Source organism: Piscinibacter sp., assembly GCF_050175855.1.
Classification (GTDB): domain Bacteria; phylum Pseudomonadota; class Gammaproteobacteria; order Burkholderiales; family Burkholderiaceae_C; genus Piscinibacter.
This window is the reverse complement of record NZ_JBFXIO010000187.1, coordinates 1-9,678: the sequence shown is the minus strand read 5'-3', so window position 1 is coordinate 9,678 and position 9,678 is coordinate 1. Positions and strand designations below refer to the sequence as shown.

At 69.8% G+C, this 9,678-nt stretch carries 9 protein-coding genes; all 9 read left to right on the top strand.

The features are described from left to right. Window positions 1-197 precede the first annotated feature (197 nt). Entirely contained in the window at window positions 198-1,661 is a 1,464-nt protein-coding gene (locus AB7U92_RS14830) for a sigma-54 interaction domain-containing protein (protein WP_428578243.1), read from the top strand. Window positions 1,662-1,732: 71 nt separating this feature from the next. After that, window positions 1,733-2,614, top strand: a complete 882-nt coding sequence (locus AB7U92_RS14825; RefSeq protein WP_428578240.1) for a lytic transglycosylase domain-containing protein — start codon at window positions 1,733-1,735, stop codon at window positions 2,612-2,614. Window positions 2,615-2,716: 102 nt separating this feature from the next. Then, window positions 2,717-3,913 carry a substrate-binding domain-containing protein gene (locus AB7U92_RS14820; protein ID WP_428578237.1) on the top strand — a complete coding sequence of 399 codons (1,197 nt, stop codon included), beginning with the start codon at window positions 2,717-2,719 and terminating at the stop codon, window positions 3,911-3,913. A 92-nt stretch (window positions 3,914-4,005) separates the two neighbouring features. After that, window positions 4,006-5,502: an extracellular catalytic domain type 2 short-chain-length polyhydroxyalkanoate depolymerase gene (locus AB7U92_RS14815; RefSeq protein WP_428578234.1), complete on the top strand. Its 1,497-nt coding sequence runs from the start codon at window positions 4,006-4,008 to the stop codon at window positions 5,500-5,502. Between the two features lie 6 nt (window positions 5,503-5,508). Then, complete coding sequence (locus AB7U92_RS14810; RefSeq protein WP_428578231.1) at window positions 5,509-6,267, top strand: ABC transporter ATP-binding protein; 759 nt, start codon at window positions 5,509-5,511, stop codon at window positions 6,265-6,267. Continuing rightward, the gene (locus AB7U92_RS14805) at window positions 6,264-7,001 is read left to right on the top strand and encodes an ABC transporter ATP-binding protein (RefSeq protein WP_428578229.1); all 738 of its coding nucleotides are present in this window, start codon (window positions 6,264-6,266) and stop codon (window positions 6,999-7,001) included. The genes AB7U92_RS14810 and AB7U92_RS14805 overlap by 4 nt, the downstream gene beginning before the upstream one ends. Beyond that, the gene (locus tag AB7U92_RS14800) at window positions 6,998-7,996 is read left to right on the top strand and encodes a branched-chain amino acid ABC transporter permease (protein ID WP_428578226.1); all 999 of its coding nucleotides are present in this window, start codon (window positions 6,998-7,000) and stop codon (window positions 7,994-7,996) included. Before AB7U92_RS14805 ends, AB7U92_RS14800 begins: the two co-directional genes overlap by 4 nt. Continuing rightward, entirely contained in the window at window positions 7,993-9,066 is a 1,074-nt protein-coding gene (locus AB7U92_RS14795) for a branched-chain amino acid ABC transporter permease (RefSeq protein WP_428578223.1), read from the top strand. Before AB7U92_RS14800 ends, AB7U92_RS14795 begins: the two co-directional genes overlap by 4 nt. Then, on the top strand, window positions 9,063-9,678 hold a 616-nt coding region (locus tag AB7U92_RS14790; protein ID WP_428578221.1), incomplete at its 3' end, for an alpha/beta fold hydrolase. The genes AB7U92_RS14795 and AB7U92_RS14790, both read left to right, overlap by 4 nt.

Below are 9,678 nucleotides of genomic sequence, written 5' to 3'. Positions count from 1 at the left end.
CCGCGGCCATGCTGGCCGCGAGGACGGGAACGAAGAGTCGCCTGCCGCGCATCCCGGCCTCCTCCTGTCATGTGTATCCGGTTGTGGCGATGCTAGTGCTGCATCTCGGCCGATTCAATCGCGCCGCCCAGCGTGCTCGCGGGGATGCCAGGGGAGGTCGATCCGGCTAAAGTGCCCGCCTTCCGGACACGCCCACGATGATTCCAGACACCTCCCCCCGTCTGCCCCAGGACGCCGACAGCCTGCTGCGCCTGGCGGCGCAGTCGATGTTCGACACCTTCGCGCAGACGGCGATGGGCATGATGGTGGTCGACCGCTCGCACCGCATCGTCTGGATCAGCGAGGGCTACAAGCGCTTCCTGCCGGCGCTCGGCCACGAGGAGCGCGACTTCGTCGGCCGCCGCGTCGAAGACGTGGTGCCCAACACCTTGATGGCCCAGGTGATCGAGACCGGCCAGCCCATCCTCGTCGACCTGCTGACCAATCAGGCCGGCACCTTCCTCGTCAGCCGGCTGCCGCTGCGCGATGCGGCCGGCCAGGTGATCGGCGCGATGGGCATGGTGCTGCTCGACCATCCCGAGACCACCATGCAGCCGCTGATCGGCAAGTTCAGCCGCCTGCAGCGCGACCTCGACGCTGCGCGCCAGCAACTGGCCGAGCACCTCACCCGCGAGCGCCGCCCCAAGCACACCATCGCCAGCTTCATCGGCGCCAGCGCCGCGGCGATGGAGGTCAAGCGCCAGGCCCGGCGCGTGGCGCAGACCGACAGCACGGTGCTGCTGCTCGGCGAGACGGGCACCGGCAAGGAACTGCTCGCCCACGCCATCCATGCCGCGAGTGGGCGCGCGGCCAAGCCCTTCGTCGGCGTGAACATCGCCGCGGTGCCCGACACGTTGCTCGAGGCCGAGTTCTTCGGCGTGGCCGCCGGCGCCTACACCGGCGCCGACCGCAAGGGCCGCGACGGCAAGTTCAGGCTGGCGCACGGCGGCACGCTGTTCCTCGACGAGATCGGCGACATGCCGCTGCCGCTGCAGGCCAAGCTGCTGCGCGTGCTTCAGGAGCAGGAGGTGGAGCCGCTGGGCAGCAACCAGGTGCAGCACGTCGACGTGCGGGTGATCGCCGCGACCAGCCGCGACCTGGCGGCGATGGTGCGCGCCGGCGATTTCCGCGCCGATCTGTTCTACCGCCTCAACGTGCTGCCGATCCGTGTGCCGCCGCTGCGCGAGCGACTGGCCGACCTCGAGGCGCTGGCCGATGCGCTGGCCGACGACATCGCCCGGCGCAGCGGCATGGCGCACAAGAGCCTGGCCGGCGATGCGCTGGAACTGCTCGCGGCGCAGCCCTGGCCGGGCAACATCCGCGAACTGCGCAACGTCATCGAGCAGGCCAGCCTGATGACCGACGACCTGGTGCTCGGCGCGCGGCATTTCGCCGCCGTGCTGGGCCTGCAGGCGCCGGTGGTGGCGGCGCCGCCGCAGTCGGCCGCGGCGACTGCGGCCGCGCCGCGCATCGCCGGCGTGAAATCGCTGCCGCAGGCGGTGGCTGAACTGGAGGCGCAGGCCATCCGCGAGGCGCTGGAAGCCACTGGCGGCAACAAGCTGGCCGCCTCGCGGCTGCTCGGCATCTCGCGGGCGACCCTTTACGAGAAGCTGGCGCCATGAGAGCGTTTCGCCCGAAAGTCGGACAATGTCTGAAAGTCAGACAGTGCGTGGCTGCGATCTGTCTGCTTCTCGTGCAACTCCTCGCCGCGCACCCCGCGCTCGCCACCGTTCGCACGCTGGAGACGGCGGAGGAGCGCAGCGTGCGGTCGCTGCTGCGGCAGGAGGCGATCGGCTACGAGAACGGCGAGGGCGTGGAGCGTGACCCGGCCAAGGCCGCCGAGCTGTACTGCAAGGCGGCGCGGCTGGGCGACGCGGAGTCGCAGTTCAACCTCGGCTGGATGTACGCCAACGGACGCGGTGTCGAGCGCAGCGATGCCACGGCGGCCTTCTTCTTCCACGCCGCGGCCGAACAGGGCCTGGAGCAGGCGGTGCGCATGCTGGCCACCGTGGGCGGGCCGCCGAACTACGTGCCCGACTGCATGGTCGACCGAGCGCCGCCGGTGATGGCGCCGCCGCCGCCGCGTGTGGCCGCTGCGCCGCAGGAGGTGCTGCCGGCCGATGCGCCGAAGCACATCGTCGACATCGTCAAGAAGCACGCGCCGGCCTACAAGCTCTCGCCTGCGCTGGTGCTCGCCTTCATCAAGGTCGAGTCGAACTACGACACGATTGCGCTGTCGCCGAAGAACGCCAAGGGGCTGATGCAGCTCATCCCGGCGACGGCCGAGCGCTTCGGCGTCAGCCGCCCCTACGACGCCGAGCAGAACATCCGCGGCGGCATGGCCTACCTGCGCTGGCTGATGGCGTACTTCGAGGGCAACGTGTCGCTGGTGGCAGCGGCCTACAACGCCGGCGAGGGCGCGGTGAACCGCTACCGCGGCGTGCCGCCCTACGCCGAGACGCGCGCCTACGTGCTGCGCATCCTGGCCCAGTTCCCGCGCTTCAACCATCCGTTCGACGCGAGCGTCACCGAGCCCTCGCCACAACTGCCGCTGATGCGCTCGATGCCGCGCTGAATGCGCGCTCCGGGTTAACCCCGGGCCGAGTGGCACATGCCTTGCGAACCGGGTCGCACCGGGCCACGAGCCCGCCCTTCCAACGATCCGGAGACACGCCACATGACCCACGCCCGCCGCATCTGGCTGACCACCCTCGCCGCCGCCCTCGCGCTGCCGACGCTCGCCTTCGCGCAGGGCAAGGGCGAGATCCGCATCGCCCACGTCTACAGCAAGACCGGCCCGCTCGAGGCCTACGGCAAGCAGACCGCCACCGGCTTCATGATGGGCCTGGACTACGGCACCGGCGGCACGATGACGGTGGCGGGCAGGAAGCTCGTCGTCATCGAGAAGGACGACCAGGGCAAGCCCGACGTGGGCAAGAGCCTGCTGGCCGCCGCCTATGGCGACGACAAGGTCGACATCGCGGTGGGCCCGACCTCCTCCGGCGTGGCACTCGCGCTGCTGCCGGTGGCCGAGGAGTACAAGAAGATCCTGCTGGTGGAGCCGGCGGTGGCCGACTCGATCACCGGCGACAAGTGGAACCGCTACATCTTCCGCACCGGCCGCAACAGCAGCCAGGACGCGATCAGCAACGCCGTGGCACTGGACAAGCCGGGCACCGTGATCGCCACGCTCGCGCAGGACTACGCCTTCGGCCGCGACGGCGTGAAGGCCTTCAAGGACGCGGTGAAGACCGCCAAGATCGTCCACGAGGAATACCTGCCGACCAACACGACCGACTTCACCGCCGGTGCGCAGCGACTGATCGACAAGCTGAAGGACCAGCCGGGCCGCAAGGTCATCTTCATAATCTGGGCCGGCGCGGGCAACCCGTTCAAGATCGCCGACCTCGACCTCAAGCGCTACGGCATCGAGATCGCCACCGGCGGCAACATCCTGCCGGCGATGGCCGCCTACAAGAACTTCCCCGGCATGGAAGGCGCCACCTACTACTACTTCGGCATCCCGAAGAACCCGGTCAACGAGTGGCTGGTGGCCAACCACTACGGCAAGTTCAAGAACCCGCCGGACTTCTTCACCGCCGGCGGCATGAGCGCGGCCATCGCGGTGGTCGAGGCGCTGAAGAAGACCGCCGGCGACACGAACACCGAGAAGCTCATCAAGACGATGGAGGGCATGAGCTTCGAGACGCCCAAGGGCAAGATGACCTTCCGCAAGGAAGACCACCAGGCGATGCAGGCGATGTACCACTTCAAGATCAAGGTGGACCCGGCCTTCGCCTGGGGCGTGCCGGAGCTGGTGCGCGAGATCAAGCCGGAGGAGATGCAGGTTCCGATCCGAAACAAGTCGCGTTAAGCCGGACGCCTTCGGCGCCGTCCTAACTCGTCTCGTTCGACCGGGCGCTTCCGCGCCGGCCAACTCGCCGACCTTCCCGGGAGGACTCCGTGATGAAGTCTTTGCTGCTTGCGATCGCCGCTGCGGCGGCGGTCGCGTCGCCCGCGGCCTCCGCCGCCGTGGCGCTGCCGGCACTCAACATCGACCCGGCCACCATCACGGTCTCGGGGCTGTCCTCCGGCGGCTTCATGGCCAACCAGCTCGGCGTCGCGCACTCGGCCACCTTCAAGGGTGTGGGCGTGTTCGCGGCCGGGCCGTACATGTGCGCGGGGCACGCCAACTACACCGCGTGCATGTACAACGCGAGCATCTCCAGCGCGGCGCTGTCGACGATGCAGGCCGACATCAACAACTGGAGCGGCACGGCGATCGACCCGAAGGCTGGCATTGCCGCGCAGAAGGTGTTCCTGTTCGTCGGCAACAGCGACTACACCGTCGGCCCGAACCCGGTGCTGGCGCTGCAGACGCAGTACCAGAACAACGGCGTGCCGGCCGCCAACCTGCAGCTGGTGCGCCGCGCCGGCACCGCGCACGTCTTCCCGACCGACTTCGACGCCGCCGGCAACAACGCCTGCAGCAGCAGCGCCTCGCCCTACATCAGCAACTGCGGCTACGACGGCGCGAAGGCCGTGCTGTCGATGTTCTACGGAGCGCTGAACCCGCGCAACGACGCGCCGGCCGCCGCGAACTACATCGAGTTCGACCAGGCTACGTTCACCACCAACCCGGGCGTGGCCGCCAGCGGCTGGGTCTACGTGCCGAGCGACTGCGCCGCCGGCGCCAGCTGCCGGCTGCACGTCGCGCTGCATGGCTGCCAGCAGACCTACGCGACCATCGGCGACCGCTTCATCCGCAACACCGGCTACACCCGCTGGGCCGACACCAACCGCATCGTCGTGCTGTTCCCGCAGGCGCGCGTGGACAACACCAGCCGCGCGACGGCGGCCAGCGGCTCGCTGGCCAACCCGAACGGCTGCTGGGACTGGATCGGCTGGTACGGCAGCAACTTCGCGCAGCGCAGCGGCACGCAGGTGGCGGCGATCAAGGCGATGGTCGACCGCCTGGCCTCGGCGAGCACTGGTGGCGGAGGTGGCGGCGGCGGCTCGGCGCTGCCGGCACCGGCCGGCGTCGGCACGTCGGGGGCCACGGCCAGCAGCATGGTGATCGCCTGGAGCGCGGTCGGCGGCGCCAGCGGCTACAACGTCTATCGCAACGGCACGCGCGTCAACGCCGCGCTGGTCGGCGCCACGAGCTACACCGACAGCGGCCTCGCCGCGGCCACCACGTACAGCTGGACGGTGCGGGCCGTCGATGCCGGCGGCATCGAGGGCGCCGTGTCGGCGCCGGCCACCGGCACCACCACCGGCACGGCCGCCAGCTGCTTCACTGCCTCGAACTACGCCCACGTGTCGGCGGGCCGGGCCACGCAGCGCCTCGGCCTGGCCTATGCCAGGGGCTCGAACCAGAACATGGGCCTGTGGAACGTGTTCGTCACCACCACGCTGAAGCAGACCGCGCCGGACTACTTCGTGATCGGCACCTGCCCCTGACCCGCCATGCTGGAGACCCGCGAGCTGACCATCCGCTTCGGCGGCCACGTGGCCGTCGACCGCGTCTCGTGCCGCTTCGAGCCGGGCACGCTGACGGCCATCGTCGGGCCGAACGGCGCCGGCAAGACCACCTACTTCAACCTGATCTCCGGGCAGCTGCGCGCCAGCGCGGGCTCGGTGCACCTCGACGGCCACGACATCACCGCCGAGGGCGCGCCGCAGCGCACGCACCGCGGCCTCGGCCGCGCTTTCCAGCTGACGCAGCTGTTCCCCAACCTCAGCGTGCTGGAGAACGTGCGCCTGGCGGTGCAGTCGCGCCGCCGCGAGGGCCTGAACCTGTGGTCGGTGTGGAGCGACCACCGCAACACGCTGGAGCGCGCCCACCAGCTGCTCGAGCGCGTGAAGCTCGGCGACCGCGCCGACGCGCCGGCCGCCAGCCTGCCGCACGGCGACCAGCGCAAGCTCGAGGTGGCGATGCTGATGGCGCTGGAGCCGAGCGTGTACATGTTCGACGAGCCCACCGCCGGCATGAGCGTCGACGACGTGCCGGTGGTGCTCGACCTGATCCGCGCGCTGAAGGCGCAGCGCAACAAGACCATCCTGCTGGTCGAGCACAAGATGGACGTGGTGCGCGAGCTCGCCGACCGCATCGTGGTGCTGCACAACGGCCAGCTGGTGGCCGACGGCGAGCCGGAATCGGTGATCGCCTCGCCGGTGGTGCAGCAGGCCTACCTCGGCACCAGCACGGTCGAGGAGCCTGCATGAGCGAACCGCTGCTCCAGCTTGCGGGCGTGCACACGCACATCGGCAGCTATCACATCCTGCACGGCGTCGACCTCGCCGTGCCGGCCGGCCAGGTGACCATGCTGCTCGGCCGCAATGGCGCCGGCAAGACGACCACGCTGCGAACGATCATGGGCCTGTGGCGCGCTTCGGCCGGCTCGGTCACGTTCGACGGCCGGCCCATCCACCGCCACGCCACGCCCGACATCGCGCAGCTCGGCATCGCCTACGTGCCCGAGAGCATGGGCATCTTCGGCGACCTCGCGGTTCGCGAGAACCTGCTGCTGGCCGCGCGCGGCGCCAAGCGCCTGACCGACGTCGACACGCAGCGGCTGGAGTGGATCTTCGGCCTGTTCCCTGCGCTGAAGAAGTTCTGGCTCTATCCGGCCGGCAAGCTCTCGGGTGGGCAGAAGCAGATGCTGGCGATCGCGCGCGCGATCGTCGAGCCGCGCCGGCTGCTGCTGATCGACGAGCCGAGCAAGGGCCTGGCGCCGGCCATCGTCGCCAACCTGATCGCCGCCCTGCGCGAGCTGAAGGCCACGCAGACCACCGTGCTGCTGGTCGAGCAGAACTTCGCGATGGCCCGTGCGCTGGGCGACAGCGTGGCGGTGATGGACGACGGCCGCGTGGTGCACGCCGGGGCGATGAAGCAGCTGGTCGAGGACGACGCGCTGCAGCAGCGGCTGCTCGGCCTGTCGCTGGGAGCGCACCAGTGAGCACCGCTGCCGTGCCGAAGGCCGCGTTCGACTGGTTGCCGCTGGCGCTCGTCCCGCTGCTCGCGCTGGGTGCGCTGCCGCTGGTCGGCTCGCCGTCGACCTGGCTCACGCTCACGGTGGCCGGTCTCGCGATGGGCATGATCGTCTTCGTCACCGCCTCCGGCCTGACGCTGGTGTTCGGCCTGATGGACGTGCTGAACTTCGGCCACGGCGTGTTCATCGCCTTCGGTGCCTTCGTCGCCACGACGGTGTTCGCTGGCATGGCCGACTGGACCAGCGTCGACTCGCTGGCGCGCAACCTCGTCGCGGTGTTCGCTGCCATGCTCGCCGCGATGGCGCTGGCCGGCGCGATCGGCTGGGGCTTCGAGCGCGTGATGGTGCGGCCGGTCTATGGCCAGCACCTCAAGCAGATCCTCATCACCATGGGCGGCATGATCATCGGCGAGGAGCTGATCAAGGTGATCTGGGGCCCCGAGCAGCGGCCGCTGGCGCTGCCCGAGGCGCTGCGCGGGTCCATCCTCATCGGTGAAGCAGCGATCTCGAAGTACCGCGTGCTCGCGGTGGTGATCGGCGCGGTGGTGCTGGTGGCCATGCTGTGGGCGCTGAACCGCACCAAGATCGGCCTGCTGGTGCGCGCCGGCGTGCAGGACCGCGAGATGGTCGAGTCGCTCGGCTACCGCATCCGGCGGCTGTTCGTCGGCGTGTTCGTGGTCGGCTCGGCGCTGGCCGGCCTCGGCGGCGTGATGTGGGGCCTGTTCCAGCAGAACGTGATCCCGCAGCTCGGCGCGCAGGTCAACGTGCTGATCTTCATCGTCATCATCATCGGCGGGCTGGGCTCCACGCTCGGTTGCTTCGTCGGCGCCCTGCTGGTCGGCCTGCTGACCAACTACACCGGCTTCGTGGCGCCGGTATTCACCGCATTCGCCAGCATCGCGCTGATGGTGGCAGTGCTGCTGTGGCGGCCCCAGGGTCTCTATCCGGTGGCGAACCGATGATCGGCAGGCTGATCTCCAACGACGGGCCGCGCAGCCGCTGGCTGGCGCTGATCCTCATTGCCATCGTGCTGGCGCTCGCCTTCACGCCGTTTCTGTTCCCGGGCACCAAGGCGCTGAACGTCGCGGCCAAGATCATCGTCTTCGTCGTGCTGGTGGCCAGCTTCGACCTGCTGCTGGGCTACACCGGCATCGTCAGCTTCGCGCATACGATGTTCTTCGGCATCGGCGCCTACGGCGTCGCCATCGCCAGCACGCGCATGGGGCCGGGCTGGAGTGCGGTGGCGCTGGGCGTGGCGGCAGCGTTGCTGGTCTCGCTGGGGCTCTCGCTGCTGATCGGCCTGGCGAGCCTGCGCGTCAAGGCGATCTTCTTCGCGATGATCACGCTGGCCGTGGCCTCGGCATTTCTCACGCTGGCCTCGCAGCTGTCCGACTTCACCGGCGGCGAGGACGGCCTGAACTTCAAGGTGCCCGAGGCGCTGCAGCCCGGCACGCAGTACCTCGAGGAGCCGCTGCTCGGCGCCTCCGTCGACGGCCGCTTCCTCACCTACTACCTGCTGTTCGTCAGCGCGCTGGTGCTGGTGCTGGCGATGCTGCGCATCGTCAACTCGCCGTTCGGCCGCGTGCTGCAGGCGATCCGCGAGAACGACTTCCGCGCCGAGGCGATCGGCTACCGCACGGTGGTGTACCGCACCATCGCCTCGGTGCTGTCGGCGCTGTTCGCCACGCTGGCCGGTTGCCTGCTCGCACTGTGGTTGCGCTACCAGGGGCCGGATACCTCGCTGTCCTTCGAGATCATGCTGGACATCCTCTTGATCGTCGTGATCGGCGGCATGGGCACGATCTACGGCGCGGTGATCGGCTCGGTGCTGTTCGTCATCGCGCAGAACTACCTGCAGGACCTGCTGCGCCTGGGCGCCGGCGCGCTCGAGGGCGTGCCGCTGCTGTCCGCACTCGTCTCGCCCGACCGCTGGCTGCTCTGGCTGGGCCTGCTGTTCGTGCTCTCGGTCTACCACTTCCCCACCGGGGTGGTGGGGCGGCTGCGCGCGCTGCGGGCGAAGGGCCGCTCATGAGCTTCACCTCGAACTACATCCGCTGCGAAGGCCGCGAGCTGCACTACACCGAGTGGGGTGCGCAGCACGCCGAGACGGTGATCGCCTGGCACGGCCTGGCGCGCACCGGACGCGACATGGACGACATCGCCGCGCACCTGGCGCAACGCTGGCGCGTGATCTGCCCGGACACGATCGGCCGCGGCCTCAGCCAGTGGAGCCCGCAACCCGAACGGGAGTACTGCCTGGCCTTCTACGTGAAGCTCGCCACCGCGCTGCTCGACGGCCTGGGCATCGCGCGCTGCCACTGGCTGGGCACCTCGATGGGCGGCGCGATCGGCACGGTGGCGGCGGCGACCTCGCTGCGCGGCCGCATCCGCCGCCTGGTGCTCAACGACAACGGCCCGCAGCTCGCCGCGGCCGCGATCGAGCGCATCCGCAGCTACGCCGGCAGCCCGGCGGCGTTCGACACCGTGAGCGAGCTCGAGCAGTACTTCCGCACCGTCTACAAGCCCTACGGCTGGCTCAGCGACGCGCAGTGGCGGCGGCTGACCGAGACCTCGGTGCGCCGCTTGCCCGACGGCCGCGTGACGCCGCACTACGACCCGGCGATGGTGATGCAGTTCACCCACC